The organism is Pseudoalteromonas sp. SWXJZ94C (genome assembly GCF_015864385.1).
In the GTDB taxonomy this organism is placed as follows: Bacteria; Pseudomonadota; Gammaproteobacteria; order Enterobacterales; family Alteromonadaceae; genus Pseudoalteromonas.
In genome coordinates this window covers 55031-74759 of the sequence record NZ_JADYXF010000004.1, presented here as the reverse complement: position 1 = coordinate 74759, position 19729 = coordinate 55031, and the positions used below count along the sequence as shown (strand labels likewise).

Below are 19729 nucleotides of genomic sequence, written 5' to 3'. Positions count from 1 at the left end.
TAAATAATAGGTGTTGAGTATTAATCAGCACCTATGTCCTCAAAATTTACTTCAGGCAAGTTTTCAAAGCTTGGTTTGGCAAATAAATACCCTTGCATAAGCTCAACACCTGCGTTTTTAAGCCATATATATTCTTGTACTGTTTCAATCCCTTCAGCCAATGGGGTTATGTTTAAATCGCGAAACATATTTAAGCAATGAGTTACTATTAATTGGCGTTTTTTGTCGTTGCTTATATCGCGTATGAGCGCCATATCAAGCTTAATAATATCTGTTTGAAAGTCAGCCAGTAGATTTAAACCAGAATAACCTGCACCAAAGTCATCGGTGGCGGTTTTAAATCCGAGAGACTGATAGTAATCAACAACGCGTTTAATGTGTGCGGTGTCTTCTATTTTTTCTACTTCAGTAAATTCAAACATAATATTTTGAATTGGGAAGTTATACTTTTTTGCCGCTTCTAGTGTGGTGCGTATACATCGCTCAGGTTTATAAATAGCATTAGGTAAAAAGTTAATGCTTAGCATTGATGTTATGCCCAGCTTTGAGGCTAGTTGAATGGCTTTAATACGACAAAGCTGATCAAATGCATAGCGGTTGTCTTCATTCACTTTTGAAATAATAGAATAAGCAGACTCGCCATTTAAACCTCTAACCAGTGCTTCATAGCCATAAATAAGGTTAGTTTTACAGTTTATAATTGGTTGAAAAGCCATTGAAAAATCAAATTCGAGATCGTTAGCATCAGCACAGTTATTACACGTAACTTTTTCGCAATCTTTTGATTTTTCGCTCATTTAGCTCATCCTCTTATGTTTATTTGTTTAAGGTTAGTTGAAATTAGAGCCTAACACAAACGGATTAAAGTATTGGGTTTTATGCATTGATGCATGATAAATAACTACATTTTTAGGTGGGGAGTAATGACTAATGTCATGCTATTTAATGACATTTAGCAGCTGTGCACGGTGCTTGTTAAAACAATAATAGTGGCATACATTATTTGGAGAATAAAAATGAGCAATACAATGACATTAGGCAAAAAAATTAAAACATATCTACTTATTTTAACTTTACTCACCGTTATAAATTTACTAACTTCGCCTAGTTATATATGGATAGTATGGCCAGTAATTGGGATGGGAATAGGGCTTGTAGTAAGTACTTTGAGCTGGAATAAACCTAAAAATAATTCTTTATAATAAGCAAGCCAAGTAATTACTTACTTGGCTTTTTTAGTAAGGAACTGTCTACATAGTTGAATCTAAATAGTTAAGTCTAAATAGTTAAAATGCTGATTGAAGTGTCGCATCTAGTGATATTTCGGTATTTAAGAGTTTTGATATAGGGCAGTTCTTTTTGGTTTGCTCACATAATGCTTGAAACTGCTCATTTTGAATATCATCAATACGCGCTTTTACCTCAAGGGCAATATGCGTCACCGAAAAACCATCATCTACTTCATCAAGGCTTACAGTGGCTTTAGTATCAATTTTATCTGCGGTAAAGCCTGCATCACCTAATGCAAGTGAAAGCGCCATGCTAAAACATGCACTGTGCGCTGCACCTACTAATTCTTCAGGGTTTGAGCCTGCTTTATCTTCAAAGCGGGTATTAAAACCATAAGGTTGTTTATTAAGCGCGCCACTTTGAGTTGATATGCTACCTTTGCCTGTTTTAATGTCGCCAGACCATGTTGAACTTGCCGTTTTTTTAATCGTCATCATCTTCTCCTTGCTTGAATGTAAGCTTTTCAGACTAGATAGGCGTTATTTACAAAATAAGTCTAAATAAAAGCCTTAAAGCACTAATTACTGATGATGTTGCAAAATAGACGCCAGTTACATGAGATCTAACTACAGAAAAATTAAATCTATAAATAGTAATATTTAATTTAAAGGTATTTGGCTCCTCATGTAACTGTGTTTATTACTAAAATAAGGGAATGAATAGTTGAAGCAATAAAAAAATCACTCCTCGATTTATAGTTAATTCACCCTCAATTTTAAATGAGATATTCATTTAAACTTCTCCTGTATTTGATTATTAAAATACAGCATATAGTAGATTTAAATCAAATAAAAGCCTTTATTATCAATGATTTAGTTGACGGTTTCGTCAGTTGAGTTATGTTGTTGTCATTTATAGATTTATTTAAAGGAGTAAATAAATTTTTTTTTAGATGATTTGGTAGTCAATCATTTTTTCTTAAAGAAGATTTGGTTTTATTTATTACGCTTGCAACGCTCTGAGCAGTAAATAACGTTATCCCAGTCGCGTTGCCATTTTTTACGCCATGCGAAAGGTTTATTGCAAATAGGGCATATTTTTTGAGGCAAGTTTAGTTTTTTGTGCGCCATACTTACTTAGCCTTACTGTTACTTTCAGTAATACTTTTAGTGTTAGTTTTATTTTTCGCTTGGCTTGTTTTTGGTGTAATTGCAACGTGCTTTCTAAGAATTTTCCCTATGGCGCGTTTAACGTCGGCTCGCTCACGGTATTGCCATAAGCGCTCGCGTGCTTCTTTTGAGGCAGTGGTTAAATCAAGCATGGGTTCTGGGTAATCCTCTCCTAGTTTAAAGTCATTAAAGAGTGCTTCCATCGGAGTTTGCTCCCAAGGCTGATGTAAGTATTCAATGGGGAGTTTTTCAAGTTCGGGGCACCACTTTTTTATAAATGCGCCAGTTGGGTCTTGATCTTCCGACTGCTTAATTGGGTTGTAGTGCCTAATGGTATTAATGCCGGTTACTGAGGCTTGCATTTGAATTTGCGGGTAGTGAATACCTGGTTCAAAATCTAAAAAATAATTAGCTAAAGGAAAGCTTGCTTGCTGCCAGCTTATATTTAAATGATGCGTTACAAAGCTCACAAGCATCGCGCGCATTCTAAAGTTTATGTAGCCGGTGGCTTTTAAACAGCGCATGCAAGCGTCAATAATTGGAATACCGGTTTGACCTTGCGCCCAACGTTCAATATCGTTTTTCACATGTTCATCATCACGGTACGGAAATACATGATAACCCGGATTAAGGGCTAAAAATTCCATAGAGCATTCGCTCTCAAACTTTTGCATAAAGTGGCAGTGCCAATGCAAGCGCGATACAAACGCTGCTAGTGGGCGTTTCCAGCCTCTTTTATCAGGGTGTTTTGAATGATATTCATCAATTGCCATTTGATACACTTGCCTAAGGCTAATATTCCCCCACGCTAAATACGGGGAAAGCCGAGAGCAATGTGTTTGGCTTAAACTTGGGCTCGATATTCCTTTTTGATAACCTTTTCCACGCTCGGCAAAAAAACTTTGCATTACAATTCGCGCATGCAGCGGACCGCCTTGTTGAAAGCTGTCGTGATCTTGCGTGTAGGTAGTTGGTAGCGCTGGTGCTTGGTAGTTGTTGAGGGTAATTGTTTTTATGTTTTTCCAATTAGGAACAGCAATAGGTGCTTGCATTGTTTGCTGCCAGCGCTCGTTCCAATTATTACGATTTTTTTTACCGCGAATAACCGCGCCTGTTTGCGACTCTTGCCAGTTAATGTGGTTATGCTGGCACCAAATTTTAATAGCTTTATCGCGCTCAAAGGTTTTGTTTAAGCCTATTTCTTGATGGCTATATATATTTACTATTTCAAATTGTGCCTTTAATGAATCAAGTAAGTCGCTCATGTTTAAATTAAATATATAAACGCGAGTATTAAATCGAGCTAGTTGGTTGTTTAAATCAACGATTGACTGGTATACAAAACGCCAATGCCGCTCATTGTAATGTGCGTCTTTAAGTAACAACGGCTCAAAGTTGTAAAGCAATAAGGTAGGTAGCTCATTGTTGAACGCATTTTTTAAAGGCTGATGATCGCTAAGGCGTAAATCGCGTTTAAACCAGACTATGTTTATTTTTTTGTTCATGTATCAGTACATTGTTTTAAAAGAGAAAATGAATTAGCTTAGTACTACATGTATACGTAGCTAATTAAAATTTCGATTTAGTATTTAAGTATTAATAAGGAAAGTAATGTTTTTAGATTTAACCGCAAATAAAGATCTCAATGTTTATTCGTATTTAGTTGGTAGTATTAGCCCTCGTCCAATTGCATGGGTAAGCACACTAAGTAGTGATGGTGTCGCTAATGTAGCGCCTTATTCATTTTTTACAATTGCAAGTTGTAATCCACCGGTACTGAGCGTTACTCAAGTAAATCCACGCGATAAGGCAATTAAAGACACGTTAATTAACTTATTAGCGACTAAAGAGTGCGTGATTAACATTGTAGGTCATGAGTTAGTTGAAAAAATGAATCAAAGCTGTGCTAATTATCCAAGTGATGTAAGTGAGTTTGACGCTGCAAATATAGCTAAAGTTGATAGCAAAATGGTGGCAGTTCCAAGTGTAGCTGGCTCGAAAGTACGTTACGAGTGCACGCTACGTGACGTTATTACTTTTTCAAACGAACCCGGTGGTGGGCAAATGATGCTGCTAGACATCGTTGGCATTAGTATTGACGATGAAGTGCTTGTTAATGGCTATATTGATCCTGCACATTTAGACACTGTGGGTCGAATGGGTGGTGATTACTATTCAACAACGAGAGATAAATTTACAGTAAAGCGCCCTGAGTTGTAAAAGAGAGGTATTTACCTTATTTAATGCACATTGTTTGCACTTTTAATTGTTAATGTTGTTTTATTAAACGTTAACATAAAGGTTGGATCATGAAAAAGCATTCAAAAACAAGATATTATAATTTAGGTAAAGTATTTACACTTAGTGCGCTTTGTATTGCTTTAAGTGCATGTAATAGCGATTCAAGTAGTTCAACAGAAACAGATGTGGTTGAAAATAGCGCTCCAACAGTTGATGCCGGTATTGATCAAACCGTTAATGCGGGCGATACCGTTTATTTAAGTTCAACGGTTGAAGATGACGGTGAAGTATCAGTTAGTTGGTCACAAACATCGGGCACTACCGTTAGCTTATCTTCAAATACAGCAACCTCAACTGAATTTGTTGCACCTGAAGTTTTAACCGATGAAGCACTCGTATTTGAACTCAGTGCAAATGACGGTACTAATGATGTTGTTATTGATACCGTTACGGTTACGGTAGTGGCGTCATCAGATTATGATGGTGATACCAGTGTAAAACTCTCTAGCTGGTTAATTAATAATGATACAACCTCTACTTATATACAAAACAATGGCGCAGTGGTTGAAGATGTTCAATCAGTTGAGGTTGTTACCGTTACTGAGGAAGATGCTGACGTTGAATACATGTATGTGCAAACAACTGACATTCCTAAATATGACGTAACGCTTACACAAGACCAAGTAGACACGCTAAATAATCGCCCGCGTGCAGCTACCGATTTTTATAACGGTGTAACCTCTGCAGCAGCAGGTCAAACTATTTCGTTTGGTGAAAATATTGGCTATAACAGCAGCACTGAAAACTGTGATGACACAGGCGGTGCAGGCTATTGGCCTCCAGGACCAGGTTGCCCGACAGAACAAGCAGTTGAGGCGTATTTTCCGATAACACCTACCGATTTATCTGACACTGAAACTTGTGAAACAGGTTTAGGTACAGTTGGCTTAATGGTTAATGGTACCAGTATATTTAACTGGGGCGATGGTATGAGCTACGGTAATAATATTTGGTATACACTAGCGCCAATTGCAGAGCAATACGATGTTGATGTGTGTGGCGGACATGCTGCTAACGGTGAATATCATCACCATTTTTACACTAGTTGTTTAGCTGATTTACTTGAAGATGATGGCGATGCGCATTCACCTATTTATGGGTTTGCAGCTGATGGTTATCCACTTTATGGTCCTTATGAAAGTAACGGTCAACTTGCATTAAGTGGCTGGGAAATGCGTGATTATGGCGCGTCAGAAAGTGAAGGTGGTTGTGGTACTGAGGGTGAGCGAAGCTGTACTTTAGTCGATCAATACGACGTTAGCCTAGGTACACAAACAAGCGATGCAGGACCTGCTATTGGCGCAGAAGTGACTACGCTTTCAGGTAATACATTAAATGCTGATGACGGTTATTATTTTGAAGACTTCTACTATGCACAAAAAACAGTAACTGGTGCACAGTTAGATGAGCATAACGGACATAATACAAACGATGGCAAGGGTTATCATTACCATATAACACTAACGCTAGACAGTGATGGTAAATTACAGCCTTCTTTCCCTTATCAAATAGGGCCTCGTTTTAAAGGCCAATTAGCCGATAATTCAATTGGTCGCTGTGATACTGGCGAAACAATGGGTCCACCACCGGGAATGTAAGGAGTTACTATGCGTTATTTTAAATACGCATTGATCCTAACTACTGCTGCGCTATTGAGCTTTAAGCTCTTTGCGCAGCAGGAAATGATGGATCATAGCCATATGCCTATAGCAGTGCCAAGTGATACGCCAATTCCGGCATTAAGCCTTAAACTATTAAAAGATAGTATGTCGGGTTATAACTTAATTTTAGATACGCAGCGCTATGATTTATCTGTGCCTCCTGAGGGCGCAATGAACATGCAACAAATGATGAGCGTTACTACAAACGATGACACTGGTTTTTTACGAGGACATGCTCATTTGTATATTAATGGGGTTAAAATACAGCGAATTTACGGACATGCATTACATTTACCTGCTAACTTATTTAAAAGTGGTATAAATACCGTATCGGTTACTTTAAATAATCATGGTCATATGTATTGGACCGCTCAGGGCAAAAAAATAGTTGCTACATTGTATGTTAACGATCAAACCAAAGAGTTTATAACATACCGTTTTGAAAGCTTTCCTAGCAAGGTTGAAAACACGCATTAATGAAGATTCATAATAAACTTTTTTTAATACTATTTAGTTTTACTTTTAGTGTTATTGCAGGGCTGGTGGTACTTATACAGTGGAGTATAGGGCAAGGCGTAATTGATTTTGTTAATGCAAAAGAAGTAAAAGCGCTTGAACCACTTGTTGCGCAGCTGTCAAAACAGTACGAACAAACCCCCTCATGGAAACGTGTTGTTGGCGATGACGAAAACTTTAGAGAGCTTGTTGAATCACAACTAGAAAATAGCCAGTTTTTACCTAGGCTATCCGAAAGTCCAGGTCCTCGTGGGCGAATGATGCGACGACCGCCGCCGGATCATATTGGCTTTGGAATGGGAAGCCGCCCACCACCTGAAAATATTGCTCACTACGCATTACTTGATGAAAATAAACAGCGAATAATGGGTAGATACCTCAGCGATTTAAACTATATAAAAACAGCAATTATAGTTGGCGATAAAACAGTTGGTTATTTAGCCGTATCTAAAAGAGACAGCTTAGTTGATGGATATGAGCTTGATTTTTTACAGCAGCAAACTAACTACTTATGGTTTATTGCTTTAGCTGCGGTATTGCTTACATTGCTAGTTACCTTTTTATTGTCTCGCCACTTAGTTAGCCCAGTAAAGCAAATTGCTAACGGTATGCATCGCTTAACGCAAGGTAATTATGAGACTAAGCTTACACTTGAGCGAAAAGACGAGTTAGGTCAATTAAGCGAAGATTTTAATATCCTTGCATTTACACTCGCTAAAGACGAGCAAGTGCGTAAACGCTGGCTTGCCAATATTTCTCACGAGCTTAGAACGCCAATGAGTATTTTGCTCGGTGAGCTTGAAGCTATGTTACTTGGCATACGTGAGCCTAATGCAAAAAACATTAACTCGGCTAACGACGAGGCATTACATTTAAAACGCTTGATTGATGATTTGCATATGCTTAATAGCGCAGAGTTAGGTGGTATGCATTACACTATGCAACCTACTGATATGGCTTTATTATTAAATACTATTGAGCAAAAATATCAGGTTATACTTGAGCAGCACAATATTAAAATTTACCTATTAAATAGCGCTAAGCATATAACGGTACAAGCAGATAAAACCCGGCTTTTACAGTTGCTTGATAATATTTTAATGAACGCGGTGCATTATGCACAATGCACCACTATTTCATTAACGGCTAACAATATAAGCATTAAAGGGCAAACCTACTTAGAGCTTATAATTGAAGATAATGGCGTAGGTGTAGAACAGTCTCATTTATCGCATTTGTTTGAGTATTTATATCGAGTAGATAGCTCGCGTAATCGCCAAGAGGGTGGTTCGGGTTTAGGTTTATCTATTTGCCAGCATATAGTTAAAGGGCATAAAGGTGAAATAGCCGCTGAAAAAGCCACTTTAGGCGGTCTTGCTATTATTATTAGGCTACCAGCTATTTAGCTTTAGTTGATTAATATAAAAAATACGTAACTTGCACTTTATTTGATATGGTATTTTCATCCTAAGTTTGGATTACTAATAACAGAGAACTCTATGAGCGAACAAATACTGATTGTAGAAGATGAAGTAAAGCTGGCTAACTTAATGAGTGACTTTTTAAGCAGCCATCATTTTGTTACTCATCAAATACATCACGGAAATGAAGTATTACCTTGGCTTGAAATTAACAGACCCAGCGTAATTTTGCTCGATATAATGTTACCTGGTCAAAGTGGTATTGAATTGTGTAAAGCAATTAGACAGTTTTCTAATGTGCCTATTATTATGGTATCGGCAAAGGTAGAAGAAATTGATCGCTTGCTTGGCTTAGAGCTCGGTGCAGATGATTATATTTGCAAACCATTTAGTTATGCCGAGCTGGTGGCTCGTGTAAAAGCTATTTTAAGACGTCTCAATAGCGAAGAGCCAAAAGCAACGGTTATGCAACTTGACGAAAGTACCTACACTGTAAAATTTAAAACCAGCTGTATTGAGCTTACTAACTTTGAATTTCAGTTATTTAAACCTTTGTTTAATAACCCAAACCGTATTTATTCGCGAGACAGTTTAATGGATACAATGTACGCCGATCAGCGCATTGTGAGCCACCGCACTATTGATAGTCATATAAAAAAGTTACGTAAAAAACTTGATGAGTTAACTCAAACCGACAGTGTAATTCAATCGGTTTATGGTGTGGGTTATCGCTTTGTTCATCCACAAGGGTAGTGAATAAAAACAAAGCGTTTTAAATTAGCTTATATTTTAGTTAAATTACATAAGCATGATGAGTAACTTAAGTTACTCATCGTCATCTGAGCCGCTAATGCGCGCTAATCGTTCTTGTTCTTCATCAGCTGCTGCTTGAATTTCTTCCAGTATTGCACCAACATCAGCATCTTCACTATCATCTTCAAACTCGCCGGTAAGAGTAGAGTTTGGCGTTAAGTTTGCTTCTTCAAATAATGACCACATTTCTTTAGCATATTGAGTTTGCAGCAGTTCTGGAGCAAATTCACTGTAATAGCGGCGCATATTATTTACATCACGCGTAAACATGGCTTCGGCGCTGTTATTTGCTGAAGCATTAACTGCTTGCGGTAAATCTATAATAACGGGACCTTTATCGTCCACTAATACATTAAACTCTGATAAGTCACCGTGGATAATACCAGCGCAAAGCATAAGCATGATGTAGTGCATCATTAGTTTATGTTGTTCAATAGCTTCTTGTTCGCTTAGTGTTACATGACCAAGTTGCGGTGCTACGTCGCCAGCATCATCAGACACTAACTCCATAAGTAATACACCATCAATGCAACCGTATGTTTCTGGTACACGTACACCGGCATTCGCTAAACGAGATAACGCATCAACTTCGGCATTTTGCCAAATTTCTTCTTCTAATTGACGACCATAACTCGAACGTTTACCCATAGCACGTGCTTGACGACCGCCACGTACTTTTCTGCCTTCTTGATATTGTGCTGCTTTTTTAAAGCTGCGCTTAACAGCATCTTTGTAAACTTTGGCACAACGTATGTGTTCACCACTGCGAACAACAAAAACATCGGCTTCTTTACCGCTCATTAGTCGGCTGATAACTTCATCGATTAGACCGTCATCGACGAGAGGTTGTAGGCGTTTAGGTATTTTCACAGATTGCCTGCTAAGTAGGATTGGTTATTAATCATTATTTTATCGAAAATGCTCTGTATGTGTTTATATAATTGGCTCAAGCAGTATATCAGCTTTAAAGATTAAGGGCAGTAATGCAACTAGAGCAGTTTATAAAATCTATTAAAATATATAAATAGATGAAATTATTGATTTAAGTAATAAAGTTAAAACAATGCTATTCAAATAGCAAAATAATACATGGCTATACGAATAAAAAAGTAAGATTGTTTTAAATTAGATTATTTATTTTTTATTTCCTCATTATTTGCACATTGTTTGCATTTTTAAAGAGTAATGTTTAGTTATTAACTAAACAGAAGGTTACGACCATGAAAAATTTATCATCACTTGCAGTTATCACATTATTATCGGTTGCTTTTTCAGCAAATGTTGCTGCAAAAAGTGACAGTGAACGTCCTCCAAAGCCTGATTTTTCGACTATTGATGCCGATGGTGATGGTGTAATTAGTTTTGAAGAATTTAGCGCTAAAAAGCCACCACACGGTGATGCGCAAACTATTTTTGACGAAATAGATTCAGACGGTAACGGTGAAATTACTGAACAAGAACTAAGCGATCATAAACCACCTCGCCGCGAACGCTGAAAGGATACTAAAATGATTAACAGTATTAGTGGTTCTGCGAGCTATATGCCGCAACAAAGCAGCCAAGCAGCAAAGTTAACAACAGAACAAAGTGATTTTGTAAAAGAAACACTTTCTGAATTTGACCCTGAAAACTTAACAAGCGACGATGCACAAAGCATCCAAGCCGCTTTTGAAGAACAAGGTATTGCACCCACAAAAGAGCTAGCCGAGTTAATGGGCGAGCTTGAATTTGATGCTAAAAGTATTGGTGATGCATCTCGACCAGAAGGTCAGCGTCCACCTCCGCCGCCGCAAAATTCACTTGAGCAAGTAAATACCGATGATGTTGTTAGTTATTTAGATGAGCTTTTAGAGCAGTATTCAAGCCAGCTTAATGATGAAGATAAAGATTCTATTTTATCTGCAGTCCAAGAAAAATTCGGTTTATCGCAAGGTGATTCAATACTGAGTGTTAAAGCGTAATTATAAATCAAAAGAGTTTGATTTATGTTTTAGGTGTAAAGCCCTGCATTATTTTTTAATGCAGGGCTTTTTTATTTATACCAATGCGTATAAATTTTGAACAGCTTAAAATTATGCGTTTATGGTTAATTTAGGCGTGTTTCTATTTTGCTGGTGCCGTCTTCTTCGGTAAATTTAAATACGAAATCTTTTTTACCATCTTGGTTAATATCGACCAGAAGAATATCTTTATTATTTTTAGGTAATGCTAACTTAAGTTTTTTACGTTTTTTATTAAGCAGTGAATCTTGCTCGCCATAATAAATATACAGTGTTTTTTTGCTGTATTTATAAACAGCATCAATTTTATTATCACCATTTATATCACCTAAGTAGAGTGGGGGATCAATATTGCCGCCGTCCATACTTATTTCAACTTCTAGGTCGAGCTCAATACTTGATTCGCTGGCAAAGGAGCCATCAGGTTGTTGTTTATAAATATTCATTTCGATATCTACATCAGTACTACCGCCACCCATAGCCATTGAGGCAATAGTGCCAAAGCCTATATCTAAGTCCATTTTTTGCAGATCAATTAAACCATCGTTATTAAAATCTGTTTTTAATAACAGCTCACTCGGTCCCTCTGTTTCCAATAACTTAATTGGTGTATTACTAAAGCCATTTTTATTACCCAGATATAAATTATATGCCATTTTTATATCGAGTGAATCCATACCTTGTGCTGGTTTATATTGCTTGGTTATAAAGTCGAGATACCCATCATTATTAATATCAATAAGCTCTTTTATTTTTCGGGTTTCACCACTATTTAGCTCGCCTAATTCAATATTAAAATTTACAGCGGTCATGGTTTCAGCATAACCATCTACTTTGGCATAAAGTACATTGGCGCCGTCTTTATTTAAAAAAACTAAATCATTTAGTCCATCGTGATTAAAATCGATAATAGTGGGTTTGTTATTAATATCTACTTCGAGAGTTAATCCATTGTTTGTAAATTCACCATCAAAAAGTGCTCTTTTTCCAAATGAGTGAGCAGTAAATTCACCCTGTTTATTTTGAGTGTACAAAATAGAGTGATTTAAGTCGGGAAGTAAAATATCACTTAATCCATCGTTATTAGCATCAAAAATAAAATTTATCTTCTCAAACTTATCCACGTGCAAATCATTAAGTACTGATTTGTAATTAAATAATAGTATTGCTTTGTCGCTGCTAGTTTTATAAACGCCATCGCTAGTTAAAATAATAGCTTGTTTATCGTCAGTGCTGGCAAGTGTTGCTACGTCAAAGCCAATGGCATTGCTTGGTAAAATAAGTTCATTGCTTTGCTCGGTCAATAAGTTAACAGCCTCTAATTGTTTTAGTTTTTTATTGTAGGCAAACACCAATGCAGAGTCGGTTGTGACTAATTCATTAGTGGTTTTTATTATCATTGTTTGTGCGGATACCGCGATAGGAGCAAGTAAAATAAGTAAGCTATAACGAAGTGGCTTTAACATTCAAATTCCTTTTATACGATAGTAAAAATATCGGTTGTAATTAGATTTATGCGGCTAAGCCTACACTATAAAATATTAACCCAATGTAAGTAATTGTAAGGTTATGTGTTAACCAGTTTTTTAATGTCAATTTAATTAAGCGCATGGTTGTAACAATTAATTAAATAAAGCACTAAAGTTATTAGGGTTGAGTATGTATTTTTTGTAATTGAACTTATTATTGGGAGTGTATATTTACGTTATAAATTGGTAATTAATTTAATTGCTACAGACCCATTTTAAAATGAAGGTTTATAAAATTAAAAAATCAGCCATTGCAGCTGATTTTTATTTAACCTGAACTTTAATAAATAATGGCTATTATTTAGAAGTCGCTGTCATTATGACGTTCAGCCATTTGCTCTTCTTCAGGTCCCCATGTGCGGTTTACGCGACGACCGCGTTTTACAGCAGGGCGTTCTGATATTTGTGTAGCCCAACGTACAACGTGAGTGTATGAGGCAACATCTAAAAACTCTGCAGCATCATATAAAGCACCCAGAACTAACGATCCGTACCACGGCCAAATAGCGATATCGGCAATTGAATATTCATCACCAGCCATATATTCATTTTCGCTTAAATGACGGTTTAACACATCAAGCTGACGTTTTGTTTCCATGGTAAAGCGATCAATTGGGTATTGCATTTTACTTGGTGCATAGCTATAAAAATGCCCAAAGCCCCCTCCTAAATAAGGAGCCGAACCCATTTGCCAAAATAACCAATTACGGCATTCTGTTTTAGCTTTTAGATCTTTAGGTATAAGTACGTCAAATTTTTCAGCTAAATACTGCAAAATAGAACCTGATTCAAAAATACGAGTAGGTGGCGTTGTTGAATGATCCATTAACGCAGGGATTTTTGAATTAGGATTAATATCTACAAAGTCAGACCCAAATTGATCGCCATCACCAATATTTATAAGGTACGCATCGTAATCGGCATCGGTGCAGCCAAGCTGAAGAAGCTCTTCAAACATAATAGTGGCTTTTTGACCATTTGGCGTTGCAAGAGAGTAAAGTTGAAATGCGTGCTTGCCAATTGATAAGGTTTTGTCATGAGTGGCGCCAGCAATTGGGCGATTAATACTGGCAAATTTGCCACCACTTTCACTTTCCCACGTCCATATTTTTGGGGGCGTGTATTCGTTTTGATCACTCATAAATAACCTCTGTTAGATGAAATACATATAAATGCGATAATACCAATTTTATTAAAAACATGAGCATTCTATTGCATTAAATAACTCACTAACTGCATTAAAAATTATTTATGTAGCACAACTATATGAATAATTTTCGCCTTGTTATTGTGCTATTTTATTTGCGCTATAATAGCTCACTTATTTAATGCTATTGATATAAGTAATAAGTGTGGTCATAAAAATTTAATTAAAGGTGTTTTTTAATATTTAATTTATCGACCTTTTAGCTTGTCGGCTTTTGCAAGTTTGTAGCCTAAAAATAATCCACTTAAGGCACCAAACAAGTGACTTTCGAATGAAATATGAAAACGTTGTGGTAATACACCCCAAATAAAACCGCTATAAAGGACTGCTACAACCACGGCAATAATAATGGATTTTAGTGAACGCCTAACTACGCCGTAGCACAGTATAAAACCCCATAAACCATATATAACACCGCTTAAGCCAACATGGATATTACTGCGACCAAACATCCACACCAACAGCCCACCAACTAAAGCTGTAAAAATAAATACGTTATAAAAGCGTTTTACGCTGTACTGGCAAATTAGCCAGCTTAACACCACAAAAGGAATCATATTGCTGGCAAAATGCCACCAGCTGCCATGTAAAAATGGTGCACATAAAATACCAATTAAGCCTTGAATGCTACGCGGATAAATACCTAAGCCATTGAGATTAATGCCGGGAAGACTATTAATTATCTGCAAAACAAAACAAATAGTAACAACGCTAAAAATTGCAAAGCGTGTGCTGGTTAGTAATAACTGTGTGGTTGGCTTAGCTGCCATATAATCGTCCTAGTTGACTTTAAGAGTTGCCAGTATAGGAATTGTACTTAGTAATGAAAAGCAATTAAAAAAGCACAGCATAAAAGCTGTGCTAATTTTACTAATTAACTCGAACTCTGGCTAAGAGATTTATTACCTAAAATTCAGGTAAATAATCGCTATTAACCTAACTTAGTTAATAGTTTTTTAGCTGCTAGTTCAGAACTTGCAGGGTTTTGACCTGTAATAACTAAACCGTCTTCTAGTGCTAATACGCCCCAGTCGTCAGTTTTTTGATAATCACCACCTTTTTTAATTAGTTCGTCTTCAACTAAAAATGGCACGATATCGGTAAGTTGCACTGCAGCTTCTTCAGAGTTAGTAAAGCCGGTTACTTTTTTACCAGCTACTAATGCATTGCCGTCTGTATCTTTAACATTTAAAAATGCAGCACTTGCATGGCATACCGCAGCAACAGGCTTTTGCTCTTTAATAAAGCTTTCGATAAGCGAAATTGAATCAGTGTTGTCAACTAGGTCCCATAATGGACCGTGACCGCCTGGGTAAAATACAGCGTCAAAATCGCTAGATTTCACTTCACTCAACACTTTAGTGTTTGCCATAAGTGTTTGTGCTGCGCTATCGGCGTCGTAACGTTTAGTTGCATCTGTTTGAAAATCAGAAAGTGTACTTGTCGGATCAATTGGTGGTTGACCGCCAGCTGGAGACGCTAATGTTACTTCAACGCCTGCATCAACAAATGCATAATAAGGGGCTGCAAATTCTTCTACCCAAAAACCTGTTTTTTCGCCAGTGTTACCGAGTTCTGCGTGAGATGTAAGAACCATAAGTATTTTTTTAGACATTGAATATATTCCTTCTGATGATTTGAATTAGTTTATCTTGCTTACCAACTACTATATGCACTAACAGAGCTTTAAACAACGATGATAAATTTAACTTTATTGGTTTAATAATTGATACAATGGAGGGGTTGAATTTAAAATACGCTACGGAGCACATATGAAGGTGTCGTTTGAGCAGTTAAAGAGCATGGTCGTATTTGCGCAAATTGTAGAGCAGGGCAGCTTAACCGCTGCCGCTAAACAGTTAGGATTTACGCGAGCCGTAGCAAGTTATCATTTAAAAAAGTTAGAAACCCAGCTTGAAGTCACTTTATTAAATCGCTCAACTCGCACAATGGCGCTGACTGAAGCGGGTATTGCTTATTATGAGCGCTGTAGAATAATTACCGAACAAGCTAATGCAGCTAATCAGCAAATAGAAAATATAAAGAGTGAGCCACAAGGTTTACTTAAAATTAGCTGCCCTGTAAATGTGGGAATGCAGCTAATTGTGCCCGCAATAAATACGTTTAAGCGCCAATACCCTAAAATTCAAATAGACTTACAGCTTACTGACGATGTGGTTGATATTATTAAAAATGGGTTCGATTTTGCAATTAGGGGTGTGGCACTGAGTGACTCCAACTTGCAAGCAACCAAGCTTACTACAATGAGCACTTGTATTTGTGGCGCGCCGGATTACTTTACACATTTTGGTAAACCTAAAACACCTTTAGAATTGGCAGATCATCAATGGGTGGTTTATCAGCTAGGAAGTAAAACGTTAACACTTTCAAAAGATGGTAAAAAACACGACATTATAATGCAAGGAGGGTTAAGTACTAATAACGCAGCTGCACGTACTGCCTTTGTAGAAGCGGGGCATGGCATTGGGCGTATTCCGCTTTACGATGCGTGGCCTAAAGTACAAGCTGGGCTGCTTGAAATAATATTAGATGATTATAAAAGCAAAGATATTGAACTGTACGGAGTATTTCCGCCAGGAGCTGCAGGCTCTAAAAAGCTACGGTTATTTATTGATTACTTAAAAGCATATTTTGTAAAACAGCATACCGCCTTGGGTATGCTGAAAAGCGTTTAATTATTTTCGCTTTTAAAGCATTTATAAAGCATTTATAAAACACTTATAAAGTACGGCTAAATAATGCAACCGCTTGTTGATACATATTAATTGCAAGGGCTGCATCGTATCGCTCACCTTCATCACGCATAAAGGCATGCTGGGCATTAACTTCTTGCCATTGGTAATTAATGCCTGTGCTTACGCATTGCTGGTATATTTTAGTGCGACCTTCTTGTGGCACATGCGGGTCTTGTTTACCCCATATAAAGTGAATTTCGCCTTGTATATCAGCCATGCGTTCAAATGAGTTATTACCTGATTTTGCCGGTAATGTGTCGCTGTGAATATCAGTCGCGTATAAGCAAAAAGCCGCTTTAATTTCAGGGTTAAGCGCCGCTCTGTAAGCTAAATGCCCGCCAATACATACGCCCATAGCGCCCACTGTACCTGTGCAGTAATGCTGCTGCTTTATAAAGTCGATAATGGCTTGCGTGTCGCTATCATGATGCTCAAGTGGTTTTGCCCACTTATCTGCATTGCCTTTATCTTTACCTGCATCGTCGTAAGCAAGCACAGTGCCCATAGGATTTAACTCGTGAAATACTTCCGGTACGAACACTACAAAACCATGGCTTGCTAAAATAGCTGCGCTGCGAGCAATAGGTGCAGTTTGCTGAAAAATTTCAGAATAAAAAATAATAGCAGGGAATTGCCCTTGCGCCTGAGGGCGATAGATGGTTGTTCGCATTAAACCTGTAGGTGTTGGCAAGTCTGCGTTATGTTGTTGAATTATCATAAAAGCGCTCAGTTAAATAAAATTATATATAATGATATGGTAACTGAGCGCGATAAAATAAACGACTTTTGTTGTCGAGTATTTAAATACTTGCAGGCATTTTATTACAACTAGCGTAATAACTTACGGTAGCCGGCCAATCTGAAAATATAGCCATTACCCCTACGTCTTTTGCGAGCACATCAACGACCGTCATCATATCGCCATCGTTATCTATAACATCAGCAATAGATTGATAGTAATATCCACCGCCTTCATTAAGCGGACCTGAGCGCTCAAGGCTCCATGCAATAAGCTCTAAACCTGCTGCTTTTGCATCAATTGCGTATTGTGATGGCACGATATTATTTTCGTTATCTATTGTTAGCATCATCCAAATTGGAGGGGCTAAAATTTTAACGCCGTCAGCCACAAGTTCATCCATACCAGGTTGCCATGTTAGTGGGTTACTTGGATCAAACCCAGCTTCACTGTCGCGACCATCTAGGTATACGCTTTTATCTGCAAAGTCAGGGTTAGTGTTAATCCAGTATTTTACGTCATCAAGGTTAAACGATTGCGGATAAACTTTTGAGGCTGGCACGCCCATTTGTGTGTACTCGTCTAGCATTTTTTGCGCATATTGCTCTTGCGTCATTCCATCAAATGGCATGCTTACTTGTGGCGATTTAAGTTCTGGGGTCATTTTTACCCCCATCCCATTAAACAGTGCAATGCTTTGTTTATGGGTCATTAATGTGCCATTGGTGGCATATAAATCAGTGCGCCAATTTGGTGTACCATCCATGTAATCGGCAACGGTAGTTGCATTGGTGTTTGCACCATCCATTTTACCTTTAAGGGTTAAAAATTCCGCTAAGCTTATATCACTGGTACAGCATTTAGCTGACGCAGCAATACCATTAGTAGGGTCTGCGGGTGTAAATGGCACACTGCATTTAGCTGCAAGCTCAGGAATGGCTAAAATATTAGTTGTGGTGTGTAAGTCGCATTGAGAGTGACGACATACTAGTTCTTTATCGTTTGTAAATGTAACATCGCATTCAACAATGCCTGCGCCCATTCTGGCTGCAGCAATATAGGCTTCTTTAGTATGCTCAGGGTATTGCATTGATGCACCGCGATGACCAATAGAAAAGTCGGTACGGTAAAAAGGACCTTCACTACAAGATTCTAATTGTGTTTTTAAGTTGCTGTCGCTCATATCATCTACTAAATAATAAGGACGAGTGCCTAGTTGAATATCTGGCGCACTACCACTTGGTACCTCTACAATAATAGGCGTAGGCACTTCAACAATCTCAACTTCTGTGCTGGTAACAACCACTTCTTTTTCTACTATTTCTACATCGTCGTCGCAGCCAGCAAGTGTGGCTAACAATATACAGCTTGTAAGTAAGGTAATACGTTTCATTGTTTATCCTTAAAAAGTAAAATTTGTACTACCTTAATGATTATTAATGACAATTTAGCTACAAACGTATTAATTTACTTTTTTATTAATAACTTGATTCACTAACAAGGCGCCTAACATTATGCTAGCTCCAATACTTAACCTGACTATGTCAGCGTCTCGGTTCCAAATAAGTACATTAATAATAATACCTGCTGGGATAAGTAAGTTATTCATGACTGCCAAGGCACCTACATTTACAAGCGTTGCGCCTTTATTCCATGCAAAATAGCCAAGACCAGAGGCAATAATACCTAAATAAATAAGCACGCCCCACTGGGTAGATGTACTTGGGAGTTTGCTTGCATCACCAAATAAAACGTAGCATACAATAGCAACAATTAACGCCCCAATAAAAAACCAACCAAATATCGCTTTATCGTCAAGTGTATTATTTACCATTAAACGTTTGTAAGTAACTTGCCCTGTTGCAAAACAAATATTGGCAGCCTGTACGAGTAATAAGCCGATTAAAAAGTTGTTGTTTAAGTCCTCATAACGAATTGCAACTGCGCCAAAAACAGCAATAAGTGCAACTATAAAAAACCGTGGATTGAATTTTTTTTCAAGCGCGTCGTTTAATAAAGTAATGTAAATAGGGGTCATTACTGTAAATAACAGTACTTCGGGGACGCTTAAAAATAAAAAGGAGTGGTAGTAAAAGCTATACATAACACCAAGTTGTATAGCGCCAATCAGCATGAGCTTTAAGGCTAAAGGTTTAGGTGTTTGTTTAAACTTTAAAAATGGTAAAAATACGAGAGTTGCTAGTGCTATGCGAATTAACACACTAAACCATGCATCAACCTGACCTGCTAAATACACGCCAATTAAACTAAATGAAAATGCCCAAAGTAAAGTTACTGCAAATAAGTACCGCATAGCCGTCGTCTTTAAATAATTAATGGCAGCAGTTTATCTGTTATAAATTAATGTATAAACAATAAAAGCCCGC

20 protein-coding genes and 1 pseudogene are annotated in these 19729 nt (G+C 37.4%); 9 read left to right on the top strand and 12 right to left on the bottom strand.

All coding sequences use genetic code 11. The features are described from left to right. Positions 1-20: 20 nt before the first annotated feature. Complete coding sequence (locus I6F65_RS02605; protein ID WP_197111432.1) at positions 21-797, bottom strand: EAL domain-containing protein; 777 nt, start codon at positions 795-797, stop codon at positions 21-23. 219 nt (positions 798-1016) lie between these two features. Here I6F65_RS02605 and I6F65_RS02600 point away from each other — a divergent pair, with 219 nt between their 5' ends. Then, on the top strand, positions 1017-1202 hold the full coding sequence (locus I6F65_RS02600) for a 2TM domain-containing protein (protein ID WP_166109802.1): 186 nt from the start codon (positions 1017-1019) through the stop codon (positions 1200-1202). A gap of 84 nt (positions 1203-1286) precedes the next feature. Here the strand turns inward: I6F65_RS02600 and I6F65_RS02595 are convergent, their stop codons facing one another. From I6F65_RS02595 to I6F65_RS02585, 3 genes are all read right to left on the bottom strand, one after another. Further along, positions 1287-1724, bottom strand: coding sequence for an OsmC family protein (locus tag I6F65_RS02595; RefSeq protein WP_008136991.1), 438 nt, complete (start codon positions 1722-1724; stop codon positions 1287-1289). 501 nt (positions 1725-2225) lie between these two features. Further along, positions 2226-2360: a DUF2256 domain-containing protein gene (locus I6F65_RS02590; RefSeq protein ID WP_166109805.1), complete on the bottom strand. Its 135-nt coding sequence runs from the start codon at positions 2358-2360 to the stop codon at positions 2226-2228. 2 nt (positions 2361-2362) lie between these two features. Then, positions 2363-3904, bottom strand: coding sequence for a cryptochrome/deoxyribodipyrimidine photo-lyase family protein (locus I6F65_RS02585; RefSeq protein WP_197111430.1), 1542 nt, complete (start codon positions 3902-3904; stop codon positions 2363-2365). 106 nt (positions 3905-4010) lie between these two features. On the opposite strand from I6F65_RS02585, the gene I6F65_RS02580 reads away from it, so the two are divergent. The 5 genes and pseudogenes from I6F65_RS02580 to I6F65_RS02560 all read left to right on the top strand — a co-directional run bounded on the left by I6F65_RS02580 (position 4011) and on the right by I6F65_RS02560 (position 9051). Next, positions 4011-4619 carry a flavin reductase family protein gene (locus I6F65_RS02580; RefSeq protein WP_166109812.1) on the top strand — a complete coding sequence of 203 codons (609 nt, stop codon included), beginning with the start codon at positions 4011-4013 and terminating at the stop codon, positions 4617-4619. 99 nt (positions 4620-4718) lie between these two features. Beyond that, positions 4719-6298, top strand: a pseudogene (locus I6F65_RS02575) (YHYH protein). Between the two features lie 9 nt (positions 6299-6307). After that, entirely contained in the window at positions 6308-6838 is a 531-nt protein-coding gene (locus I6F65_RS02570; RefSeq protein ID WP_024610943.1) for a hypothetical protein, read from the top strand. After that, positions 6838-8283, top strand: a complete 1446-nt coding sequence (locus I6F65_RS02565; protein WP_197111426.1) for an ATP-binding protein — start codon at positions 6838-6840, stop codon at positions 8281-8283. Before I6F65_RS02570 ends, I6F65_RS02565 begins: the two co-directional genes overlap by 1 nt. Positions 8284-8376: 93 nt before the next feature. Then, complete coding sequence (locus I6F65_RS02560) at positions 8377-9051, top strand: response regulator (protein WP_197111424.1); 675 nt, start codon at positions 8377-8379, stop codon at positions 9049-9051. A gap of 72 nt (positions 9052-9123) precedes the next feature. On the opposite strand, the gene I6F65_RS02555 is transcribed toward I6F65_RS02560, so the two are convergent. After that, positions 9124-9981 (bottom strand): PA4780 family RIO1-like protein kinase, encoded by an 858-nt coding sequence (locus I6F65_RS02555; protein ID WP_024610940.1) that lies wholly within the window; start codon positions 9979-9981, stop codon positions 9124-9126. Between the two features lie 350 nt (positions 9982-10331). Here I6F65_RS02555 and I6F65_RS02550 point away from each other — a divergent pair, with 350 nt between their 5' ends. After that, a complete protein-coding gene (locus I6F65_RS02550) occupies positions 10332-10607 on the top strand; it encodes an EF-hand domain-containing protein (RefSeq protein WP_024612250.1) in 276 nt (91 codons plus the stop codon). Between the two features lie 12 nt (positions 10608-10619). Further along, complete coding sequence (locus I6F65_RS02545; RefSeq protein ID WP_024612251.1) at positions 10620-11072, top strand: hypothetical protein; 453 nt, start codon at positions 10620-10622, stop codon at positions 11070-11072. 125 nt (positions 11073-11197) lie between these two features. Here I6F65_RS02545 and I6F65_RS02540 read toward each other — a convergent pair whose 3' ends face one another. The 4 genes from I6F65_RS02540 to I6F65_RS02525 all read right to left on the bottom strand — a co-directional run bounded on the left by I6F65_RS02540 (position 11198) and on the right by I6F65_RS02525 (position 15462). Then, positions 11198-12577, bottom strand: a complete 1380-nt coding sequence (locus I6F65_RS02540; protein WP_197111422.1) for a VCBS repeat-containing protein — start codon at positions 12575-12577, stop codon at positions 11198-11200. 364 nt (positions 12578-12941) lie between these two features. Next, a complete protein-coding gene (yghU, locus tag I6F65_RS02535) occupies positions 12942-13781 on the bottom strand; it encodes a glutathione-dependent disulfide-bond oxidoreductase (protein ID WP_197111420.1) in 840 nt (279 codons plus the stop codon). A gap of 254 nt (positions 13782-14035) precedes the next feature. Continuing rightward, positions 14036-14617 carry a rhomboid family intramembrane serine protease gene (locus tag I6F65_RS02530; RefSeq protein ID WP_166109841.1) on the bottom strand — a complete coding sequence of 194 codons (582 nt, stop codon included), beginning with the start codon at positions 14615-14617 and terminating at the stop codon, positions 14036-14038. A gap of 161 nt (positions 14618-14778) precedes the next feature. Further along, the gene (locus tag I6F65_RS02525; protein WP_166109844.1) at positions 14779-15462 is read right to left on the bottom strand and encodes a type 1 glutamine amidotransferase domain-containing protein; all 684 of its coding nucleotides are present in this window, start codon (positions 15460-15462) and stop codon (positions 14779-14781) included. Between the two features lie 157 nt (positions 15463-15619). Here I6F65_RS02525 and I6F65_RS02520 point away from each other — a divergent pair, with 157 nt between their 5' ends. After that, positions 15620-16543 carry a LysR family transcriptional regulator gene (locus I6F65_RS02520; protein ID WP_024612256.1) on the top strand — a complete coding sequence of 308 codons (924 nt, stop codon included), beginning with the start codon at positions 15620-15622 and terminating at the stop codon, positions 16541-16543. A 43-nt stretch (positions 16544-16586) separates the two neighbouring features. Here I6F65_RS02520 and I6F65_RS02515 read toward each other — a convergent pair whose 3' ends face one another. The 3 genes from I6F65_RS02515 to I6F65_RS02505 all read right to left on the bottom strand — a co-directional run bounded on the left by I6F65_RS02515 (position 16587) and on the right by I6F65_RS02505 (position 19656). Further along, a complete protein-coding gene (locus I6F65_RS02515) occupies positions 16587-17321 on the bottom strand; it encodes a dienelactone hydrolase family protein (RefSeq protein ID WP_166109851.1) in 735 nt (244 codons plus the stop codon). Between the two features lie 82 nt (positions 17322-17403). Beyond that, positions 17404-18735 carry a glycerophosphodiester phosphodiesterase family protein gene (locus I6F65_RS02510; RefSeq protein ID WP_197111418.1) on the bottom strand — a complete coding sequence of 444 codons (1332 nt, stop codon included), beginning with the start codon at positions 18733-18735 and terminating at the stop codon, positions 17404-17406. A 69-nt stretch (positions 18736-18804) separates the two neighbouring features. Then, a complete protein-coding gene (locus tag I6F65_RS02505) occupies positions 18805-19656 on the bottom strand; it encodes a carboxylate/amino acid/amine transporter (RefSeq protein ID WP_166109857.1) in 852 nt (283 codons plus the stop codon). Between the last annotated feature and the right edge of the window lie 73 nt (positions 19657-19729).

What these genes read in the sequence shown, in the direction of transcription:
- I6F65_RS02520 (WP_024612256.1), top strand. Translation starts at nt 15,620, where the DNA reads ATGAAGGTGTCGTTTGAGCAGTTAAAGAGCATGGTCGTATTTGCGCAA.
- I6F65_RS02530 (WP_166109841.1), bottom strand. Translation starts at nt 14,617, where the DNA reads ATGGCAGCTAAGCCAACCACACAGTTATTACTAACCAGCACACGCTTT.
- I6F65_RS02600 (WP_166109802.1), top strand. Translation starts at nt 1,017, where the DNA reads ATGAGCAATACAATGACATTAGGCAAAAAAATTAAAACATATCTACTT.
- I6F65_RS02580 (WP_166109812.1), top strand. Translation starts at nt 4,011, where the DNA reads ATGTTTTTAGATTTAACCGCAAATAAAGATCTCAATGTTTATTCGTAT.
- I6F65_RS02505 (WP_166109857.1), bottom strand. Translation starts at nt 19,656, where the DNA reads ATGCGGTACTTATTTGCAGTAACTTTACTTTGGGCATTTTCATTTAGT.
- I6F65_RS02595 (WP_008136991.1), bottom strand. Translation starts at nt 1,724, where the DNA reads ATGACGATTAAAAAAACGGCAAGTTCAACATGGTCTGGCGACATTAAA.
- I6F65_RS02605 (WP_197111432.1), bottom strand. Translation starts at nt 797, where the DNA reads ATGAGCGAAAAATCAAAAGATTGCGAAAAAGTTACGTGTAATAACTGT.
- I6F65_RS02550 (WP_024612250.1), top strand. Translation starts at nt 10,332, where the DNA reads ATGAAAAATTTATCATCACTTGCAGTTATCACATTATTATCGGTTGCT.
- I6F65_RS02570 (WP_024610943.1), top strand. Translation starts at nt 6,308, where the DNA reads ATGCGTTATTTTAAATACGCATTGATCCTAACTACTGCTGCGCTATTG.
- I6F65_RS02585 (WP_197111430.1), bottom strand. Translation starts at nt 3,904, where the DNA reads ATGAACAAAAAAATAAACATAGTCTGGTTTAAACGCGATTTACGCCTT.
- yghU (WP_197111420.1), bottom strand. Translation starts at nt 13,781, where the DNA reads ATGAGTGATCAAAACGAATACACGCCCCCAAAAATATGGACGTGGGAA.
- I6F65_RS02525 (WP_166109844.1), bottom strand. Translation starts at nt 15,462, where the DNA reads ATGTCTAAAAAAATACTTATGGTTCTTACATCTCACGCAGAACTCGGT.
- I6F65_RS02540 (WP_197111422.1), bottom strand. Translation starts at nt 12,577, where the DNA reads ATGTTAAAGCCACTTCGTTATAGCTTACTTATTTTACTTGCTCCTATC.
- I6F65_RS02560 (WP_197111424.1), top strand. Translation starts at nt 8,377, where the DNA reads ATGAGCGAACAAATACTGATTGTAGAAGATGAAGTAAAGCTGGCTAAC.
- I6F65_RS02565 (WP_197111426.1), top strand. Translation starts at nt 6,838, where the DNA reads ATGAAGATTCATAATAAACTTTTTTTAATACTATTTAGTTTTACTTTT.
- I6F65_RS02545 (WP_024612251.1), top strand. Translation starts at nt 10,620, where the DNA reads ATGATTAACAGTATTAGTGGTTCTGCGAGCTATATGCCGCAACAAAGC.
- I6F65_RS02510 (WP_197111418.1), bottom strand. Translation starts at nt 18,735, where the DNA reads ATGAAACGTATTACCTTACTTACAAGCTGTATATTGTTAGCCACACTT.
- I6F65_RS02515 (WP_166109851.1), bottom strand. Translation starts at nt 17,321, where the DNA reads ATGATAATTCAACAACATAACGCAGACTTGCCAACACCTACAGGTTTA.
- I6F65_RS02590 (WP_166109805.1), bottom strand. Translation starts at nt 2,360, where the DNA reads ATGGCGCACAAAAAACTAAACTTGCCTCAAAAAATATGCCCTATTTGC.